General features: G+C 71.6%; 19 protein-coding genes. 13 read left to right on the forward strand and 6 right to left on the reverse strand.

The window, feature by feature from the left end; genetic code table 11:
* The first annotated feature begins 11 nt into the window (after positions 1 to 11).
* The 3 genes from ACZ4LX_RS18440 (at position 12) to ACZ4LX_RS18450 (ending at position 2,279) form a co-directional block, all read left to right on the forward strand.
* Positions 12 to 947: a nucleotidyltransferase family protein gene (locus tag ACZ4LX_RS18440; RefSeq protein WP_467721227.1), complete on the forward strand. Its 936-nt coding sequence runs from the start codon at positions 12 to 14 to the stop codon at positions 945 to 947.
* 118 nt (positions 948 to 1,065) lie between these two features.
* A complete protein-coding gene (locus ACZ4LX_RS18445; RefSeq protein ID WP_467645388.1) occupies positions 1,066 to 1,965 on the forward strand; it encodes a GHMP family kinase ATP-binding protein in 900 nt (299 codons plus the stop codon).
* 17 nt (positions 1,966 to 1,982) lie between these two features.
* Positions 1,983 to 2,279: a hypothetical protein gene (locus tag ACZ4LX_RS18450; RefSeq protein ID WP_467645384.1), complete on the forward strand. Its 297-nt coding sequence runs from the start codon at positions 1,983 to 1,985 to the stop codon at positions 2,277 to 2,279.
* Between the two features lie 12 nt (positions 2,280 to 2,291).
* Here the strand turns inward: ACZ4LX_RS18450 and ACZ4LX_RS18455 are convergent, their stop codons facing one another.
* Positions 2,292 to 3,350: a LuxR C-terminal-related transcriptional regulator gene (locus tag ACZ4LX_RS18455; protein ID WP_467645667.1), complete on the reverse strand. Its 1,059-nt coding sequence runs from the start codon at positions 3,348 to 3,350 to the stop codon at positions 2,292 to 2,294.
* A 364-nt stretch (positions 3,351 to 3,714) separates the two neighbouring features.
* Between ACZ4LX_RS18455 and ACZ4LX_RS18460 the strand changes: the two genes are divergently transcribed.
* The 3 genes from ACZ4LX_RS18460 to ACZ4LX_RS18470 are packed head-to-tail and all read left to right on the forward strand — an operon-like array spanning position 3,715 to position 6,687.
* Positions 3,715 to 4,725 carry an NAD-dependent epimerase/dehydratase family protein gene (locus ACZ4LX_RS18460; RefSeq protein WP_467721229.1) on the forward strand — a complete coding sequence of 337 codons (1,011 nt, stop codon included), beginning with the start codon at positions 3,715 to 3,717 and terminating at the stop codon, positions 4,723 to 4,725.
* On the forward strand, positions 4,718 to 5,596 hold the full coding sequence (locus tag ACZ4LX_RS18465) for a glycosyltransferase family 2 protein (RefSeq protein WP_467645377.1): 879 nt from the start codon (positions 4,718 to 4,720) through the stop codon (positions 5,594 to 5,596). Before ACZ4LX_RS18460 ends, ACZ4LX_RS18465 begins: the two co-directional genes overlap by 8 nt.
* Positions 5,575 to 6,687 (forward strand): leucine-rich repeat domain-containing protein, encoded by a 1,113-nt coding sequence (locus ACZ4LX_RS18470; protein WP_467645374.1) that lies wholly within the window; start codon positions 5,575 to 5,577, stop codon positions 6,685 to 6,687. The genes ACZ4LX_RS18465 and ACZ4LX_RS18470 overlap by 22 nt, the downstream gene beginning before the upstream one ends.
* Positions 6,688 to 6,770: 83 nt before the next feature.
* Here the strand turns inward: ACZ4LX_RS18470 and ACZ4LX_RS18475 are convergent, their stop codons facing one another.
* The gene (locus tag ACZ4LX_RS18475) at positions 6,771 to 8,171 is read right to left on the reverse strand and encodes an NAD(P)/FAD-dependent oxidoreductase (protein WP_467645372.1); all 1,401 of its coding nucleotides are present in this window, start codon (positions 8,169 to 8,171) and stop codon (positions 6,771 to 6,773) included.
* A gap of 55 nt (positions 8,172 to 8,226) precedes the next feature.
* Positions 8,227 to 8,901 carry a rhomboid-like protein gene (locus ACZ4LX_RS18480; protein ID WP_467645661.1) on the reverse strand — a complete coding sequence of 225 codons (675 nt, stop codon included), beginning with the start codon at positions 8,899 to 8,901 and terminating at the stop codon, positions 8,227 to 8,229.
* A gap of 33 nt (positions 8,902 to 8,934) precedes the next feature.
* Between ACZ4LX_RS18480 and ACZ4LX_RS18485 the strand changes: the two genes are divergently transcribed.
* From ACZ4LX_RS18485 to ACZ4LX_RS18495, 3 genes are all read left to right on the forward strand, one after another.
* A complete protein-coding gene (locus tag ACZ4LX_RS18485) occupies positions 8,935 to 9,837 on the forward strand; it encodes an aminoglycoside phosphotransferase family protein (protein WP_467645369.1) in 903 nt (300 codons plus the stop codon).
* 50 nt (positions 9,838 to 9,887) lie between these two features.
* Positions 9,888 to 10,361, forward strand: a complete 474-nt coding sequence (locus ACZ4LX_RS18490) for a GNAT family N-acetyltransferase (RefSeq protein ID WP_467645367.1) — start codon at positions 9,888 to 9,890, stop codon at positions 10,359 to 10,361.
* 98 nt (positions 10,362 to 10,459) lie between these two features.
* Positions 10,460 to 11,161 (forward strand): pentapeptide repeat-containing protein, encoded by a 702-nt coding sequence (locus ACZ4LX_RS18495; RefSeq protein WP_467645364.1) that lies wholly within the window; start codon positions 10,460 to 10,462, stop codon positions 11,159 to 11,161.
* A gap of 55 nt (positions 11,162 to 11,216) precedes the next feature.
* Here the strand turns inward: ACZ4LX_RS18495 and ACZ4LX_RS18500 are convergent, their stop codons facing one another.
* The 3 genes from ACZ4LX_RS18500 to ACZ4LX_RS18510 all read right to left on the reverse strand — a co-directional run bounded on the left by ACZ4LX_RS18500 (position 11,217) and on the right by ACZ4LX_RS18510 (position 13,767).
* Complete coding sequence (locus tag ACZ4LX_RS18500; RefSeq protein ID WP_467645360.1) at positions 11,217 to 11,714, reverse strand: hypothetical protein; 498 nt, start codon at positions 11,712 to 11,714, stop codon at positions 11,217 to 11,219.
* Between the two features lie 161 nt (positions 11,715 to 11,875).
* A complete protein-coding gene (locus ACZ4LX_RS18505; RefSeq protein ID WP_467645357.1) occupies positions 11,876 to 12,514 on the reverse strand; it encodes a response regulator in 639 nt (212 codons plus the stop codon).
* On the reverse strand, positions 12,511 to 13,767 hold the full coding sequence (locus ACZ4LX_RS18510) for a sensor histidine kinase (RefSeq protein WP_467645656.1): 1,257 nt from the start codon (positions 13,765 to 13,767) through the stop codon (positions 12,511 to 12,513). The genes ACZ4LX_RS18505 and ACZ4LX_RS18510 overlap by 4 nt, the downstream gene beginning before the upstream one ends.
* A 343-nt stretch (positions 13,768 to 14,110) precedes the next feature.
* Between ACZ4LX_RS18510 and ACZ4LX_RS18515 the strand changes: the two genes are divergently transcribed.
* From ACZ4LX_RS18515 to ACZ4LX_RS18530, 4 genes are all read left to right on the forward strand, one after another.
* Complete coding sequence (locus ACZ4LX_RS18515) at positions 14,111 to 14,668, forward strand: GlcG/HbpS family heme-binding protein (RefSeq protein WP_467645356.1); 558 nt, start codon at positions 14,111 to 14,113, stop codon at positions 14,666 to 14,668.
* Positions 14,669 to 14,693: 25 nt separating this feature from the next.
* Positions 14,694 to 15,308 carry an ankyrin repeat domain-containing protein gene (locus ACZ4LX_RS18520; RefSeq protein ID WP_467645354.1) on the forward strand — a complete coding sequence of 205 codons (615 nt, stop codon included), beginning with the start codon at positions 14,694 to 14,696 and terminating at the stop codon, positions 15,306 to 15,308.
* Positions 15,305 to 16,468, forward strand: coding sequence for a YncE family protein (locus tag ACZ4LX_RS18525; protein ID WP_467645352.1), 1,164 nt, complete (start codon positions 15,305 to 15,307; stop codon positions 16,466 to 16,468). The genes ACZ4LX_RS18520 and ACZ4LX_RS18525 overlap by 4 nt, the downstream gene beginning before the upstream one ends.
* Before the next feature lie 232 nt (positions 16,469 to 16,700).
* A complete protein-coding gene (locus ACZ4LX_RS18530; protein WP_467645350.1) occupies positions 16,701 to 18,143 on the forward strand; it encodes a M1 family metallopeptidase in 1,443 nt (480 codons plus the stop codon).
* Positions 18,144 to 18,230: the final 87 nt, after the last annotated feature.

The following is an 18,230-nucleotide window of genomic DNA, read 5'->3' on the forward strand; positions in this document are numbered from 1 at the left end:
CGGCCGGGGTGGTGCTCGGCGCGGGGGCCGGCTCAAGACTGAGGCCGATGACCGATGCGCTGGCCAAGCCGTTGATGCCCGTCCTCGACCGGCCGCTCATCTCCTACGCGCTCGATCACATGGTCGCCGCGGGCGTCGGCGAGATCTTCGTCAACCTGCACCATCATGCCGACCAGGTACGTCACGCGCTGGCACGCGAGGGCTGTCCGGTACCGGTCCGCACACGGGTGGAGCACAGGCTCTCCGGCCCCGCCGGAGCGCTGCGGGCCTTCGCCCGGGAACTCGCGGGGTACGACGCCGTGCTGGTGTCCTCCGGCGACGTCCTGGCGGCCGACGGATTCACCGGCCTGCTCACGCGGCACCGAAGCGGCGGCGCCGGTCTGACCGTCGCGGTCACCCGTCAGCAGCGGGCACGGAACTTCGGTGTGCTCGATATCGACGGTCGGGGTCTGATCCGGGGGGCCCGCGAGAAGCCGCCGGTCCCGGACGATGAGTGGCACTGGGTCAGCGCCGGTATCTACTGTCTGGCTCCCGGCCTGATCGACCGGTTCCCGGAGGACGTCGTGTACGACTACGCGGCCGATCTCGTGCCCGACCTGCTGGCTCGCGGCCAACCCGTGGCGACGTTCCCGCTGACGGGGTCCTGGCGCGACGTGGGTACGGCCGACGCCCTGCGGCGGGCGAACCTCGATGCCGTCGGTGAAGGTGTCCACATCGGGGAAGGGGCCCACATCGGGGAGGGCGTGGGACTGCACGGACCGGTGGTCGTCGGTGCCCGGGCACGGATCGGGGCCCACGCCTGGCTGGAGGACACGGTGGTGCTGCCCGGTGCGGTGGTCCCGGCGAACACCGTGCTGGTCGGTGCGCTGGTCGGAAAGGCCGGTACGGCAGACACGACGAGAGAGTCCGAGGAGAGTGATCGTGTACAGGTCGGTGAGGGACGTTGAGACCGGGGGCGCCGGAGCGCGGCGTCGCCAGGTGGTCCTTGCCCGGGCGCCGCTCCGCGTGTCACTGGCCGGTGGGGGAACCGACCTGCCGAGCTACGCGAGGACGCATGGCGGGCTGGTGATCAGCGTCGCCATCGACCGCTATGTGGGCGTCACCCTGTACCCCCGTAGCTTCGACGGGACTCTCCGGGCGTGCTGGGAGGAGACCGAGCACGTCGCGGACACGGACGCACTGAGCAACCGGTATGCGAGGGCGGCTCTGAAACGGGCCGGTGTCAGCGGCGCGGTCCAGCTGGCGTCCTTCGCCGACGCCCCCAGCGGGACGGGGCTGGGCGGGTCGGGCGCGTTCACCGTGGCGTTGCTGCACGCGCTGCGATATGACGGCGAACCGGGCCGCAGAGAGCTGGCCGAGGAGGCCGCCCACATCGAGATGGACGATCTGGACCGGCCCGTGGGCAAGCACGACCACTACATGGCCTCGTACGGAGGGATGCGCGTGCTGCGCGTCGGCCGTGACCAGACCGTCGAGCAGGAGGAGCTGCCGGTCTCTCCCGCGCTCTCGGACTACCTGCGCAACGATCTGCTCCTCTTCTACACGGGCATCTCGCGGGATGCCGGCAGCGTCCTCGCCGCCCAGGCGCGTCGGACAACCGGCCGGAACCCGCGCACCCTCGGATCACTGCGCGCCATCCACGCGCTGGCCGACGGCATGCTGGAGGCGGTGCGGTCCGGGGCCGTACGGGACATCGGACCGATGCTGCACGAACACTGGTTGAACAAGGCTCGGTTGAGCGCGGGCATCTCGTGCGACAGAATCGACGGACTGTACCGGTGCGCCCGCGACGCGGGGGCCGACGGCGGAAAACTGCTCGGCGCCGGCGGAGGCGGCTTTCTCCTGCTCAGCTGCCGGCCGGGCCGGGCCGGCGAACTGCGCGGGGCGATGGCTGCCGCAGGGGCACGGGAGCTGACGTTCGGACTCGACACCCGGGGCTCCCGGGCGACGGCGCTCAGTGCCTAGCAGGAGGTAGTTCCGCGATGTATCCCGTTCGGGTTCACCTGGCTCGCGCCGGGGCCTCCGCCTCCGCCGACGAGGGACGGATCCGCTTAGCTCTGACCGCACCCGGTGATGACGGGGAGCGCGGCGAGATCGTCCGGGTGCGCTGCCGCGCGAGCGCTGCGGGGATCCACCTGATCGCCTACGTCAGCGCCCCCTCGCCGGCGGAGGCGGTCGCGCACTGCCGGGCCCGGACCGTTGAACTGACCGCCCGCACAGGTGTGTTGCCGGACTGGGTGGTGACCCGGTGCGGCTTCGGCTTCACCACCGTGGCGTAGCCCGGCGGGCGTTCACTCCGTACGGGAGGAGCCGATCCAGTCCAGGCTGGTGGAGTTGACCCCGGCCTGGAACCGGGACTTCGCCCCCATCCTGCGCATGAGGACCGCCATCATCCGGCGCACCGTGCGCAGGGAGACACCCAGTTGCCGTGCGACGAACTCATCGGCGTGGCCGAGGCCCAGGAGCCGCAGCAACTCCCGCTCCTGCGCGCTGGGTTCGTCGCCGTTGGTGTCACGGGGAGCGAGGGTGTCCGTGAGGGGGGTCGACGACTGCCAGACCTGTTCGAACAGGGTGAGGCACACTCCGACCATTCCCGGATTGCTGACCAGGAGTGCCCCCTGGCGTGGTTCGCTCAGGTCGAAGGGGATGACCGCCAGGGACCCGTCGGCAATGATCATGCGAAGCGGCAGCATGGCCGTGGTCCGCGCTTCCGCGCCGGCGCCGATGAGCCGGCGGACGTACTTCATCGTCTCCTGGCTGTTGCGAATGCTCTCCACGTATACGGTACGCATGCGCACACCGCGTTCCAGGTTCTCGTGGTCCAGCAGGTGACTGTTGTGCAGGACGTCCGCGGGCTGTGGTCCACCCGGGACGAACGCGGCCACGTCGTGGCGGGTGTTCAGCGCGAAGGTGGCCAGCCGTCTGCGCACCTCCTCCAGGCCGACGACGCGCTCGACGTCAGGGGGGGTGTCGCCGTAGCCGGCCTCCCGGTACGTTGCCGAGAGATCCGCTATGTACTTCCTGGCCCGCTGGGCCGCCTGCCACCTGCGGGCTATCTCGGCCTCCTCCGCGGCCAGTACCGCTCCCAGCCGCATCTCCGGGTTGGCGGGGGCCCATCGTTCGGAGGGCTCGTGCCGGCGGCCGAGCAACGCCTTGTCCCCGAGGTCGTCCAGCGCCTGCCCCACCACGTCCTCGTCCAGGTCGAGATGCGCCGCCAGCCCGGCCACGTTCAGCTCCGGGTTTTCGAGCAGAGCGCGGTAGACGAGGTCCTCCGCCGTATCGAGACCCAGAGCCTCCAGCGACGAGTGCGCTGCCGACTGCGCGGCACGGTGGGCGGGGATGGAAGGCATGTTCACGTCCCAATTGCGGCTGAAGGGGAGTGGAGCCGGGCGGTGAAGCGCTTCGACGTCCCGGTCGAAGTGTCGTGGCAAGGGGACTATAGGCGATGGTTTCGAGCCAGTCCATGCTTTCGAAGCGCTTCGAAAGCGCTAAGTGTGGCCAGCTGCCGGGGGGTTGTGGCGCAGGGCGTCGGGGCTCCCGGGGCGCCTCATTGGGTCGGCGGCCGGGATCCCGCGCCGCGGGCTCCTGGCAGGAATGTGCACGGAGAAACCCTGCCAGCTCATTTCGTGGCGCGGCCTATGGAGTTCACCGATCCTTGGTGACGCGGGGTGTTGTTCAATCCTCGGCCAACCTTCCCTGACAGAGGAGAAAATGATGCACAAGGTTCTGATAACCGGAGGGTCCGGATTCATCGGGCGGTACGTTGTCGAGGAAGCACTCGCCGCCGGATACACGCCTGTCGTCTTCGATTGCCGCAAGGATCGGGCAGGGAGTTATCCGGAGGGTACAGAGGTCTTCCTGGGCGACACCCGGGACGATTCCGCGGTGACACAGGCCATGGCCCATGTGGATGGGTGGATTCACCTGGCCGCGGTGCTGGGAACCCAGGAGACCATCCAGAATCCCCGTCCGGCCGTCACCAGTAACGTCATGGGCAGCCTCAACGTTCTGGAGGCGGCGGCCGAGTACGACGTACCCGGGGTCTACATCTGTGTGGGAAACCACTGGATGAACAACACGTACTCGATCACCAAGACATCGGTCGAGCGGTTCGTCCAGATGTACAACGCCGAGCGGGGAACGCGTATCAACATGGTGCGCGCGGTGAATGCCTACGGCCCGCGTCAGGTCGCCGCCGCTCCGTTCGGTCCGGCGAGAGTCCGTAAGATCACTCCGGCCTTCGCCTGCCGCGCCCTGTCGGGCATGCCGATCGAGGTCTACGGCGACGGCCGGCAGGTGAGTGACATGGTGTATGTGGCCGATGTCGCCCGGACGCTGGTGAAGTCGCTGGAGATGGCGGACAAGGGGAAGGTCTTCGACCGCCCCGTGGAGATCGGCCCGGCGGAACACCACACGGTGCTTTCCGTCGCCGAACTCGTGAACACTCTGGCCTCCGAGTACACCGGCTCGCTCGTGGACATCGCGCACCTTCCCATGAGGCCGGGAGAGATTCCCGGCGACAGGGTCACCGCGGACGTGAGCACGCTGGATCTCGTGGGCATCAGCCCGGCCGAACTGGTGCCGCTCGACGAGGGAATGCGGCGGACCGTGAGCTATTACGCCACGTCCGAGGGGCAGTCCTGGTGGCGGGCGGGCGACGAGGACCTCCCCCTTCTCTCCGGCCGGGCGCCTCATGCCACCCTGGAAGCCGCCTACCGTGGGTAGTGCCGGACGGCCGGTCCGTCCCGCTTCCCGCATCCACTTCGCGACCGTCATCGGTGGCGCCGACGTCGCGACGTTCCCGCACCTGATCCGCCACTACCGGGACGCCGGAATCGATTCCTTCCTGCTCATCCGGCAGGCCGAGTCCACCGACGATCCCGCGTACGGACAACTGGCGGAGTACGCGCGTGAGGCCGGAGTCGAATTCTTCCACTCGCACATCGGACCGTACAGTCTCGATCTTCATCAGCGGCTGATTCGCTATGCCATGGACGAGCACCCCGATGACTGGTACGTCATTGCGGACAGCGATGAGTTCCATGTGTACGACCGGCCGCTGCCCGAGCTGGTCGACCTCTGTGAGCAAAAGGGCTATGACTATGTGAGCGGCTGCTTTCTCGACCGGGTCGCCCTCGACGGCGGGTTTCCGGATATTCGCCCGGGGTCCCTCTGGGAGCAGTACCCGCTCGCCGGATCAGTCAGTGCCGGACTGCTGCGTGCGCTGCCGCTCAAGGTCGGGATCGCGCGCGGTCACGTCGAATTGCTGACCGGTCAGCATGGCGCGCCGGATGCCCGTGGTCTGCCACGGGAGGAGAGCAGGATTCAGGTCCACCACTTCAAATGGACCGGTTCGGTTCTGCGCCGGCTGGAGGATCGGTCCGGCCGGCCGGACGAATGGGGGCAGATTTCGGTGGACCCCTCTGTCGCACGCGAGTCGCGTCGTCTCCTTTCGCATGTGCAGCGGCACGGAAGCCGTATCAACACCGCAGATCCCCGGTTCCGGCTGCATCCGTGCGGTGACGCATATCAGGACTACCCGTACTGGTCCGAAGGAGCGAAGGAGGCGGAGGGGTGGCAGTGGACGCTGATCTGACACACGAAGCGGAGCGCCGGATCGCCGCGGCCCGCGACAGCGGAGGGCGGGTTCTGGACCTGCGCGGCCTCGGCTGCCGGAGTATTCCCGCCTCGGCCGCCGAACTGACCGGCCTGGTCTGGCTCGATGTCGCGGACAACCGGCTCGGTTCCCTGCCCGCCTGGCTGGGCGAGCTCCCCCGCCTGCGCCGGCTGGACGCGTCGGGGAACGGCCTGATGGGTCTGCCGGAGGAGCTGGCGCGGTGCCGCGAGCTGACCCGGCTGAGCATGGCGGGCAATCAGCTGGCGGAACTGCCCTCTCCGATAACTGAGTTGCCGGAACTGGTGAGCCTCGACCTGTCGGGTAACCAGTTGGCGGGTCTGCCGGAGGAGCTGGCGCGGTGCCGCAAGCTGACCCGGCTGAGTCTGGCCGACAACCGATTTGCCGAAGTTCCCCAAGTAGTGACCGAGTTGACCGCTCTGGTGCGCCTCGACCTGTCGGGGAACGATGTGACGGGTCTGCCGGCGGAGTTGGCGCGGTGCGGCGGGCTGACCCGGCTGGGTCTGGCAGGCAACAACTTCACCGAAGTCCCGTGCGTGCTGGCCCGGTTGGACGGTCTTGCCGTCCTGGACCTGTCCCGCAACCAGGTGGCCGAGCTGCCGGACTGGCTGGGTGAGCGGGACCGGCTGCGCTGGCTGGGTCTCTCCCGCAACCGCCTCACCTGCCTTCCGGCCTGGAGTGTCGCGCTGACCGGGCTCACCAGCCTGGACCTTTCCTACAACTCCCTTTCCGAGCTGCCGAAGTGGCTGGACGGGGTGGGCGGACTGACCAGACTGGACGTGTGCGGCAACGAACTGACGGAACTCCCCGACTGGCTGGGCGGCCTGACCGGGCTCACGTTCCTCGCCGTCTCCGGTAACCGGATCGCGGGACTGCCGGAGTGGGTCCGAGAATGCAGAGGTCTCATGCTGCTCAAGCTCAAGAACAATCGGTTCACCGAACTGCCCGACTGGCTCGGCGAACTGGAAGGCCTTACTGAGCTGCAACTGAGCGGCAACGACTGGACCCGGCTGCCGGAGACCATCGGTGAGTTCGGTCTGGCGGAACTGTGAGGTGAGTCCGCGGCGGACGGCCGGTCCGCCCTGGGGCCGGGCACCCCGCGCCGCATGCGGGAGCCGGCCCGAGGGCTTGCCGATCAGCCCCGGCCCGAGAGCCGGTCCGCGAACGTCGCGATCGGGTCGGTCCCGGGGCGTGGCGAGGTGAGTTCGCGGCGGTCGGCCGCGCGGTAGGCGGCGTACATGCCGTGGACGCCGAGCCAGCGCAGCGGTTCGGGTTCCCAGCGGCGGACGCGGTGGTTGACCCAGGGCAGGGCGGTGAGTTCGGTGGGCCCGGACTGGCCCGAGTCCTGCTGGATCAGGTCGCGCAGGGTGCGGGCGGCGAGGTTGGTGGTGGCGACGCCCGAGCCGACGTAGCCGCCGGCCCAGCCGAGGCCGGTGGAGCGGTCCAGGGTGACGGTCGCGCACCAGTCGCGGGGGACACCGAGGACGCCGGACCAGGCGTGCGCGATGCGGCTGCCCGCGGTGGTGGGGAAGAGGCGGATCAGGAGTTCGCGCAGGGCCTCGATGGTGGCGGGCTGCGTGCGCCCGTCGTTGTCGGTGGCGGAGCCGTAGCGGTACGGGACGCCCCGGCCGCCGAGGGCGATGCGGTCGTCGGCGGTGCGCTGGGCGTACATGTAGGCGTGGGCCATGTCGCCGAGGGTCTCGCGGCCGTCCCAGCCGATGGTGTCCCAGACGGAGGCGGGGAGGGGCTCGGTGACGATCATGGAGGAGTTCATCGGGAGCCAGGTGCGTTTCTGGCCCTTGAGGCCTGCGGTGAATCCCTCGGTGCAGCGCAGCACGTAGGGGGCGCGGACGGTGCCGTAGGGCGTGACGGCGTGTTTGGGCCTGATCTCGGTGACAGGGGTCGATTCATGGATCGTGACGCCGAGTGCCTCCACGGTGTCGGCGAGTCCGGTGACGAGTCCGGCGGGGTGCAGGCGGGCGCCGTGCGGGGTCCAGGTGGAGCCGACGGCGCCGGTGACGCGGACGCGTTCGGCGGTTTCGCGGGCGCCGTGCAGGGTGCGGTCCCTCTCGCCGAAGGCGATCTCGACGCTGTGGAAGGCCTTGAGGCGGGCGAGCTGGGCGGGGGTGTAGGCGACTTCGAGGACGCCGCCTTTGTGGATGTCCGCCTCGATCCCCTCTTCGGCGGCGACCCGGACGACCTCGTCGACGGTGTCGTTCATCGCCTGCTGGAGGCGGACGGCGGCGTCGTGGCCGTGCGTTTTCGCGTAGCGGTCACGGCCGGCGATGCCGTTGTAGAGCCAGCCGCCGTTGCGTCCGGAGGCGCCGTAGCCGCAGAACTTGCCTTCCAGGACTGTGATGTTGAGGAAGGGGACGGCCTTCTTGAGGTAGTACGCCGTCCAGAGGCCGGTGTAGCCGCCGCCGACGATGCAGACGTCGGCGGTGCTGTCGCCGGGCAGGGGCTCGCGGGGAGTGGGGGTGCCCCGGTCCGCGTACCAGAAGGATATGCCGCCGTTGACGGTGCTGACGGTGCTCATGTTGCCCCTGCGTGTCCGTGCGGCCGGGTGGCCGCGTGGCTGTTGTGCCGGGACGTTACTGGGCGGGGGCGGGTTTCGTCTCGTGGCCGGTGCGGGTCAGCGGGTAGCAGCCGAGGCCGATGAGGGCGGCGGTGAAGTGGCCGACGTCGGTGAAGGTGGCGCCGGTGACGAGGGGGACGCCGTAGATGACGAGGACGGCGAAGAGATAGACGTACCGCCACGGGCGCGCGACGTAGTAGGTGAGCACGGCGACGACGCCGGCGAGCGCGTAACTGACGCCCACGTCAAGGGTGTTGACGGCGGTCCGGGGTGCGTGGCCGTGCCGGACGGCCCAGGCGAGGACGCCTTCGCTGACGAGGGTGGCGAGGACGTGCGCGGCGGCGGCGACGGCCAGCCAGCGCGGGGTGCCGAGGCGGCGTTCGGCGGGGGCGTGGAAGACGGTGTAGAGGACGGCGTAGGGGAGCCACTGGCCGCCGTCGATCCAGAAGGCGCTGCTGATGAGGACGCGGACGGGGTTCTGGGAGAGTTCGTGGATGTTGGTGGACCGCTGGCGGAGGAAGTCCTCCTCGAAGGCGGGCGACATCTGGTGGACGATGACGGTGGTGACGAAGAGCGCGGTCAGCCAGAGGTAGGTGCCGGGGGCGCTGCGGATCCAGGAGCCGGCGCCGCGGATCCACGTGGCGGGTGCGCGGCGGCGCCGTGCGGGCGTGACGGGGCGGCTCGGGGTCATAGCCGATTGACGCACGCTCCTAGGATCGGGGGCGTGATTGACATTCCGGATGCGCTGATCGCCACACAGTCCACCTACAACGGTGAGGCGGGGCGGGCGTTCGTCGCCGCGTTGCCGGGGATGGCGGCGGAATTCCTGGAGCGGTGGGGGCTGCGGCCGGACGGCGGGTCCCTGTACGGGGTGTGCGCGCTGGTTCTTCCGGTGGTGCGGGTGGCGGACGGGCGGCGGGCGGCGCTGAAGCTCCAGCCGGTCGACGAGGAGACGGTGGGGGAGCCGGTCGCGCTGCGGATGTGGGGTGAGGCGTCGGCGGGTGCGGTGGAGCTGCTGGAGCACGACGCGGTGACGGGGACGATGCTGCTGGAGCGGTTGGACGCGGACCGTGCGCTGTCGGGGGTGGCGGACGCGCGGGAGGCGGTGCGGGTGGTCGCGGGGCTGCTGGCGGGGCTGACGGAGGTGCGCGTTCCGGCGGCGGCGGGGCTGCGGGGGCTGGGCGAGGTGGCGGTGCGGATGGTGGGGGCGGCGCCGGCGGTGGCGGGGCTGCTGGTGGACGAGGGGGAGCGGCGGCTGGTGGCGGACTGCGCGGCGGCGGTGCGGGAGGTCGCGGGGGAGCCGGGGGACCGGTTGCTCCACTGGGACCTGCACTTCGGGAACGTGCTGGCCGGGCGGGACGGGCAGTGGGTGGCGATCGATCCGAAGCCGCTGGCGGGTGATGCGGGGTTCGAGCTGTTTCCGGCACTGGTCGACCGGTTCGACGCGGCGGACACGGTGGGGCGGTTCGATCTGCTGACCGGGACGCTGGGGCTGGACCGGGGGCGTGCGCGGGCGTGGACGCTGGGCCGGGTGCTCCAGAACGCGTGCTGGGGTGCCGAGAGCGGTGAGCGGCGGCTGGCGCCGGAGCAGGCCGAGGTCGCGCGGCGGCTGCTGGGCCGGGGGTAGGGGCTGTCCCGCCCCTGGGCGGGAGGCCGGCGCCTGTCTACGCTGCCCCCATGATTCGTACCGCTACCACCGCAGACGTCCCCGCCATCCACGCGATGGTCCGTGAACTGGCCGATTACGAGAAGGCGCTGCACGAGGCGAAGGCCACCGAGGAGCAGCTGCGCGAGGCGCTGTTCGGCGAGCGCCCTGCCGCGTACGCGCACGTCGCCGTGTCGGACGAGGACGGCGGGATCGTCGGCTTCGCCCTGTGGTTCCTCAACTTCTCGACGTGGCGCGGGGTGCACGGCATCTATCTGGAGGATCTTTACGTGCGTCCCGAGCGGCGCGGCGGCGGATACGGGAAGGCGCTGCTGACCGAGCTGGCGCGGATCTGTGTGGAGCGGGGTTACGAGCGCCTGGAGTGGTCGGTGCTGAACTGGAACGCCCCTTCCCTCGCGTTCTACGAGTCGCTGGGCGCGCGGCCGCAGGACGAGTGGACGGTGTACCGGCTGACGGACGGGGCGCTGGCGGAGCTCGGGGGCTGACCTCCGGCGTCCGGGGGAGCCGCCCGGGGGAACAGCCCGGGGCGGGGACGGGTGCGAGGGCGGCGGCCGTTGTCAGTGGGGTGCGTCACGATGGGGGCATGGTGCGCAGCAGCGGTAGTGGTGGCGGTACGGGCAGGTCCGGCGGGAGCGGTGTCGCGCAGGCGCGGCGGCCGGAGGTCCGGCTGCCGTCGCTGGTGGCGTACGAGGGCGGCGGGCTGGAGCCGGACGGGGACTACGACAGCGTGCGGTTCGACTCCGTGGACCTGGCGGACGAGTCAGGTCCGGGCGCGCGGTTCATGGACTGCGCGCTCGACAGCTGCTGCCTGGACCGCGCCGAGCTGGGCAGGGCCCGGTTCATCGATTCGGTGCTGACGGGGGTCCGGGGCGTGGGCACCGACCTCGCCGGGGTGTCGCTGCGCGATGTGGAGATCGTGGATGCGCGGCTGGGCGGGGTGCAGATGCACGGGGCGGTGCTGGAGCGGGTCCTGGTCAGGGGCGGGAAGATCGACTACCTGAATCTGCGCAAGGCCCGGCTCAAGGATGTCGTGTTCGAGGGATGCGTGCTGGCGGAGCCGGATTTCGGGGGTGCGCAGCTGACCCGGGTGGAGTTCCGGGACTGTGTGCTGAAGCGGGCCGATTTCAGTGCGGTGCGGATGGAGGCGGTGGATCTGCGGACGGTCGCGGAGCTGGACATCGCGCGGGGCGTGGAGCGGCTGGCCGGTGCGGTGATCAGCCCGGCGCAGCTGATGGAGCTGGCTCCGGCGTTCGCGGCGCAGATCGGGGTGCGGGTGGAGGTGTGACGGGGCGCGCCGGGGCCGGGGCGGGCGAGGTGCGGGGGAGTGGCGCGGGGCCGGGTCAGAGGCGGGGGAAGCGCGCCTGGAGGTCCCAGATCGTGGGGTTGTCGGCGAGGCCTTCGTGCATGTCGGCCAGGTCGGCGATCAGGTCGTGCAGGAAGTCACGGGCCTCGCGGCGCAGCAGGGAGTGGTTGAAGGTGAGCGGTGCCTCTTCGGCGGGCATCCAGTCGGCTTCGACGTCGACCCAGCCGAAGCGCCGCTCGAAGAGCATGCGGTCGGAGGACTCGGTGAAGTCCAGTTCGGCGAACTGGCGGCGGTGCGAGCGGTTGCCGCGGGGGTCCTGGTCGATCTTCTCGACGATGTCGCACAGGGCCCAGGCGAAGTCGAGCACCGGCACCCATCCCCAGGCTGTGGATACTTCGCGGTCCTCCTTGGTGTCCGCGAGGTAGACGTCCCCGGAGAACAGATCGTGGCGCAGGGCGTGGACGTCCGCTCGGCGGTAGTCGGTCTGCGGGGGATCGGGGAAGCGCCGGGAGAGGGAGTAGCCGATGTCGAGCACGGCTCGATGGTGTCATGCCCGCCGTGCGGGTCGTGCATCAGCGGATCCGGGAGCATCGGCGCCCGGGGCGGCTGCCGGTCCCGCGTCAGTGGATCCCCGGGCCCGGCGGACCGGTCCCGACCGGCGATTCCTGTGGCAGCGGCGCAGCGGTGCCGGGCCGGTCAGGGCAGGAGCCGCTGTTCCTTGGCCACGGCGACCGCGCCGGCGCGGGTGTCGACGCCGAGTTTGTCGTAGATACGGCCCAGGTGGGTCTTGACGGTGGCCTCGCTGATGAACAGGGCGCGGGCGATGTCGCGGTTGCCCAGGCCCTGGGAGAGCTGGCCCAGGATGTCGCGTTCGCGGTCGGTGAGGGTGGGCTGCGGGGTGCGCATGCGGGCCATGACCCGGCTGGCGACGGGCGGGGACAGGGTGGTGCGGCCCTCGGCGGCGGAGCGGATCGCGGCGAAGAGCTCCTCGGGGCGTTCTGCCTTCAGCAGATAGCCGGTGGCGCCCGCCTCGATGGCGCGGGTGATGTCGGCGTCGGTGTCGTACGTGGTGAGGACCAGGACGTGGACGCCGTCGGTCCCGCTCACGATGCGGCGGGTCGCCTCGACGCCGTCGATGCCCTCGCCCAGCTGGAGGTCCATCAGGACGACGTCGGGGGTGAGCCTGGCGGCGAGCGCGACGGCCTCCTCGCCGCTGCCGGCCTCGCCGACGACCTCGATGTCGGGTTCGCTGCCGAGGAGGGCGAGAAGCCCGGCCCGTACGACCGCGTGGTCGTCGCAGAGCAGGATGCGGACGGTCGGCTGCGCGGCGGTCATGCGGGGTCCTGTGGAGTGAGGGGGACGGGGGGACTGCCGGGGGGACCGGACACCGGGGTGAGGGGCACGGTGGCGGTCACCACGGTGCCCTCGCCGGGCGCGGACTCGATGGCCAGGGTGCCGCCGAGCTGCCGGAGCCGGGCGCGCATCGCGGGCAGCCCGTGTCCGCGCACCCCGTCCGGCGGTCCGCCGCCGGCGGCGGGGCCGGGGGTGAAGCCGCTGCCGTTGTCCGCGATGTCGAGGACGGTCCGGTCGTCGAGGTGGGTGAGGGTCAGGGCTGCCTCGGTGGCGCCCGCGTGCTCGGTCACATTGGCCAGGGCGCCCTGGGCGATCCGCAGCAGCGCGGACTGCACCCGGTCGGGCAGGGCGGAGTGCGGTGTCCCCTCGACATGGCAGCGGACGGTGAGCCGGCCCTCGGCCTGCGCGGTCTCGCGGGTGGCGAGGGCGTGCAGCGCCGCCTCCAGGCCGCCGCCCTCGGCGAGGTCGGCGGGGGCCAGGTCGTGGACGAAGCGGCGGGCCTCGGCGAGGTTGCGTTCCGCGATGCCGGTGGCGGTACGGACATGGCGGCGGGCCGTCGCGGGGTCGGCGTCCCAGGTGCGGTCGGCGGCCTGGAGCAGCATCTGCTGGCTGGACAGGCCCTGGGCCAGGGTGTCGTGGATCTCCATCGAGAGCCGCTGGCGTTCGGCGAGGGTGCCTTCGCGCCGTTCGATGGCGGCCAGCTCGCGGCGGGTGCGGATCAGGTCGTCGATGAGTTCGTCCTGGCGGACCGCCTGGCGCCGCATATGGACGAAGACGGCGGTCGCGACGGCGGCGACGGCGGGCGGGGCGAGGATCAGGTTCGGGTCGAAGCCGTCGGCCAGCCGCAGTTGCGCGGCGACGACGAACAGCGTCAGCAGCGCGACCAGTGCGAGCGCGGCACGCGGCGGCAGGATGCGCAGCCCGGTGTAGAAGAGCGGCACCGCGCACCAGGCGAAGCTCGGCGCGAGGACGACGAGCACCATCCACACGGCGACCAGCGCCCCGAGCCAGACGAGGCTGCGCGGTGTCGGCCGGGAGCCGAGTACCGGTCCGAGCACGTAGAGGACGGCCAGGGCCACGGACAGGGCGATGATCCACGGGGTGCGCGTCTCACCGGGGTGCCGCAGCAGGAACCGGGTCAGCGAGGCACCCAGCAGCAGGAAGAACGCGGCGTGCATGAGCAGCGCCAGCGCACGGGCGCCGGGGTCGTCCGCCTGACCGGTGCCGCGTACCAGCCGCGCGCCGCTCGCCGCCCGCGCGCCGCTCGCCACCCGCGCGCCGCGTACCTGCCGCGCACGGGTGCCGGGGGCGTCGGCCTGTCCCGTGCCGCGTACCGGTCGGCTTCGCTGTGCCACCCGCCAACCCCCTGTTCCCGGCCGTGTGCCGCTGCTGACCTGCGCGGACATTTCATCGTCACCCCGAACGGCCGCCCTCGCATCAACCGATCGGCCGATGGGGCCGTCAGCCGTCCCGCGCGCGGCATCGAGCCGGTACGACGACCGTACGGCCCCGGAACCGGCCCAAGGATGGAACACAGAACGCAGAAGCCACGCACCACCCCCGCTGAGGAGCCCCACCATGAAGAAGATGTCGCTGCGCACCCGCGTCCTGACCGGTGCCGTCGCCGCCGCCGCTCTCGGAGCCGGCACCTTCGGCGCCATGTCCGCGAACGCCTCCTCCCCGGCCGCCGCTCCCGCCACCACCGTCAAGGCGGACACCGCGAACCGGAACCTCCAGCAGTCCACGCACCTGACCGTGGACGCCGCGTCGAAGGCCGCGCAGGCCGCCCTCGACGCGGCCGAGAAGGAGAACCAGCGCGTGGCCGTCTCCGTCGTCGACCGCAACGGCAACACCATCCTGACGCTGCGCGGCGACGGCGCCGGACCGCAGGCCTACGAGTCGGCCGAGAAGAAGGCGTACACCGCCGTGTCCTGGAACGCCCCCACCTCCGAGCTGGCCGGGCGCCTCGCCCAGGCCCCGAACCTGAAGGACATCCCTGGCACCCTGTTCCTCGCGGGCGGTGCGCCGGTGCAGGTCAAGGGCGCACCGGTGGCGGGTATCGGAGTGGCCGGCGCGCCCAGCGGCGACCTCGACGAGAAGTTCGCCAGGGCCGGCGTCGCCGCCCTCGCCAAGTAGTCGCAGCCAACAGCGGGAGACGGACATGAACGCCCTCGATCAGCAACTGCTCGACGCCGCACGCACCGGCGACACCGACTCCGTGCGGACCGCGGTCGAGGGCGGTGCCCGGGTGGACGTCCGCGACGACGAGCTGCGCACCCCGCTGCTCCTGGCCGTCCACGGTGGCCATGAGGAGGCCGCCCGGCTGCTCGTCGACGCGGGCGCGGACCCCGACGCGCAGGACAGCCGTGAGGAGAGCCCCTGGCTGGCCACGGGGGTCACGGGCAGCGTCGCGATGCTCCACGTCCTGCTGCCGGCCGGGCCCGATCTGAAGCTCCGCAACCGGTTCGGCGGCATCGCGCTGATCCCGGCGAGCGAGCGGGGCCACGTCGCGTACGTACGGGAACTGCTCCGCGTCACCGACATCGACGTCGACCACGTCAACCGGCTGGGCTGGACGGCCCTGCTGGAGGCCGTGATCCTCGGCGACGGCGGCCGGGCCCACCAGGAGATCGTCGAGCTGCTGCTGGCCGCCGGGGCGACGCCCGGCCTGCCGGACGGCGACGGGGTCACGGCCCTGGCACACGCCGAGCGCCGGGGCTTCGCGGAGATCGCGGCGCTCCTGAGGGACGCCGACGCCACGCGGGACACCCGGTGACCGGCCGCCGCACGGCCCCCGTGCTCGCGGCGGCGCTCGCCGCGGCGGCCGTGCTGGCGGGCTGCGCCACCGGAGCCGGGGACGCGACGGGCGAGCAGGACACCCCGTCCGCGAACAGCGCCCCGTCCGCGCAGGGCACACCGCCCACGGACAGCTCACCGACCGCGCGGGCCCCGGCCGGGAGCACCCCCGAAGGCACGCTCCTCGTCGCCGACTTCGGCGGTGACACGGTGACGTTCGTCGACCCGGAACGCGGTGCGTTCGACCGGGTGAAGGTCGGCACCGCCCCCTACGGGCTGGTGGTCGGGGCCGACGGCCGGGCCTGGGTGGCGACCGCCGAGGGTGTCGCCGTCGTCGACACGGAGTCCCGCACCCGGCAGGCCCGTATCCCGTACGAGACGGAGACCGGACCCGTCACCACGGGCGAGTACCGGGGCGGCGGCATGGGCATCGCGCTGGCCCCCGACGGCCGGCACGTCTATGTCGGCGTCAACGTCCCGGACGCCGAAGGGGTCCTGGAGGTGATCGACACCGGGACCCGCGAGGTCACCGCCACCGCTCCGGTCGGCCGACGCCCCTTCGACGTGGACGTCTCGCCCGGCGGCGACGAGGTGTATGCCACCGGCCACGACTCCTTCGACGTGACGTCCGTCCGTACGGACACCCTGCGCACCCGCCGCATGGAGGTGGCCCCGTACGGCACCGAGGGCGGTCTCGGCTCCTGGCTGAAGCCGCACTACGCGGTCGTCCGTCCGGCGGACGGGAAGCTGCTGCTGCCGTTCGAGGGCGAGCGGCTTGCGGTGCTCGATCCGCGTACCGGTGAGGTCGCTGTCGAGCGGATGACGGCCGGCACGCATCAGCACGGCGCGACGATGACCCCCGACGGCACCCTGCTCGTCGTCGGCACCGGCCCGATCACCTCGGACGACGAGGAGGCGTCGCTGACCGTCCGCAGACCGGACGGCACCGAACGCGTGGTGGAGCTGGACGGCCCGCACGAGGATGTGGCGGTGTCCCGGGACGGACGTACGGCGTACGTCACCGGCGGCTTCACGCGGGACGGCTACTGGAACGGCATCACCCTCGTGGACCTCGCAGGCAAGGACGCCCCGGTCCGGCTCGCGGCGGGTGAGCGGCCCCTGGGCATCGCGGTGCTCTGACGGGCCGCGCCGCCGCGGGGCGGGCAGGTCACCCCGTACTCCGGCGTTCCGCACCTAAGGGCTGTCCCGTCATCTCTGGCGGGCGCACGACGACAGCTACGGCGCCTCGCCGCGTTGTCGGAACGCCCGAATACATCCAGTATGCGGACGTCCCTCCGCCTTGCGATGCACCGCATCTGACGCCGCGCGCTGATCCACCAGGGATGACGGGACAGCCCTTAGGATCGCCGGTGTGGATCACCGACCCCCGGCAGGTGACACGGCACGCACACCCCGCAGGGCGGCCGGGAGCGCCGCGCTGCTGCTCGCCCTCGCCGTCCTGGCCCCCGCCTGCACCGCCGGATCCGGCCGGGTGGAGGGTGCTCCGGGTGCCTCCGGGGTGCGCGACCCGTACTTCCCGAAGCTCGGCAACGGTGGCTACGACGTCACGCACTACGGCCTCACGCTCGATGTCGACCCGGACGAGCGGACGCTGCGCGGGACCGCGGTGATCACCGCGAGGGCCACCCAGGACCTGAGTTCGTTCAATCTCGACCTCGCGGGTCTGACCGTGGAATCGGCGACCGTGGAGGGGCGTCCGGCCGCGGTCAACCGGGCGGGCGACGAGCTGACACTGCGCGCGGACGCGAAGGCCGAGGAGCGGCTCCACAAGGGCGGGACGTTCCGTACGGTCATCCGCTACTCCGGCTCCCCGAAGACCATCACCGACGCGGACGAGTCCGAGGAGGGCTGGCTGCCGACCGACGACGGCGCGCTCGCACTCGGGGAGCCGACGGGCTCGATGGCCTGGTTCCCGGGCAGTCACCACCCTGGCGACAAGGCCTCGTACGACCTGGAGGTCACCGTCCCCAAGGGGCTGACGGCGGTCTCCAACGGGGTGCAGGCCCGTCCGCCGACGACGGAGGGGGACCGCACCACGTACCACTGGCACACCGCCGAACCGATGGCGAGCTACCTCGCGACCCTTGCCGTCGGCCGCTTCGAGACGAAGACGTCGACGACGGCGGACGGCCTCACGGTGTTCACCGCCGTGGACCCGCGGTCGGCGAAGGCGAGCGCGCGGACCGTGGCGCGGGTCCCCGAGGTGGTGGCGTGGGAGGCCGGGCACTTCGGCCCGTACCCGTTCTCCGCGACGGGCGCGATCGTGGACCGCGAGGGTGACGCGGGCTACGCGCTGGAGACGCAGAACCGGCCGTTCTTCCCCGGCCCGCCGAGCATCGGGCTGCTGGTCCACGAGATGGCGCACCAGTGGTTCGGCGACTCGGTCACCCCCGAGAGCTGGCGCGACATGTGGCTCAACGAAGGTCCCGCGACGTACGCGGAGTGGCTGTGGGAGGAGGAGAAGCAGGACACCACGGCCCAGGAGCTGTTCGACGAGGCGTACGAGGACGACGACAACTGGGCCTTCCCGCCCGCCGATCCGCCGAGTGCGGCGGACATCTCGGCGCAGCCGGTGTACGGGCGCGGGGCCATGGTGATCCACAAGATCCGCGAGGCGGTCGACGACGACGAGGCGTTCTTCGCGCTGCTCGCCGGCTGGACGAAGGCCCACCGGCACGGGAACGCCTCGACGAAGGACTTCACCGCGTACGTGGAGAAGGCGACCGGCCAGGACCTGTCGGACCTGTGGAAGAACTGGCTGTACGGCAAGGACCGGCCCGCGGCGGACAGCTGACGAATCCCGGGAGCCGACGCGGGAGGCCCCGGGACGCAGGAGCCCCCGGAGCCCGGGAGCCCCGGAACGCGGGAACCGGCCCGCCGC

This window comes from Streptomyces sp. NPDC026062 (genome assembly GCF_055568375.1).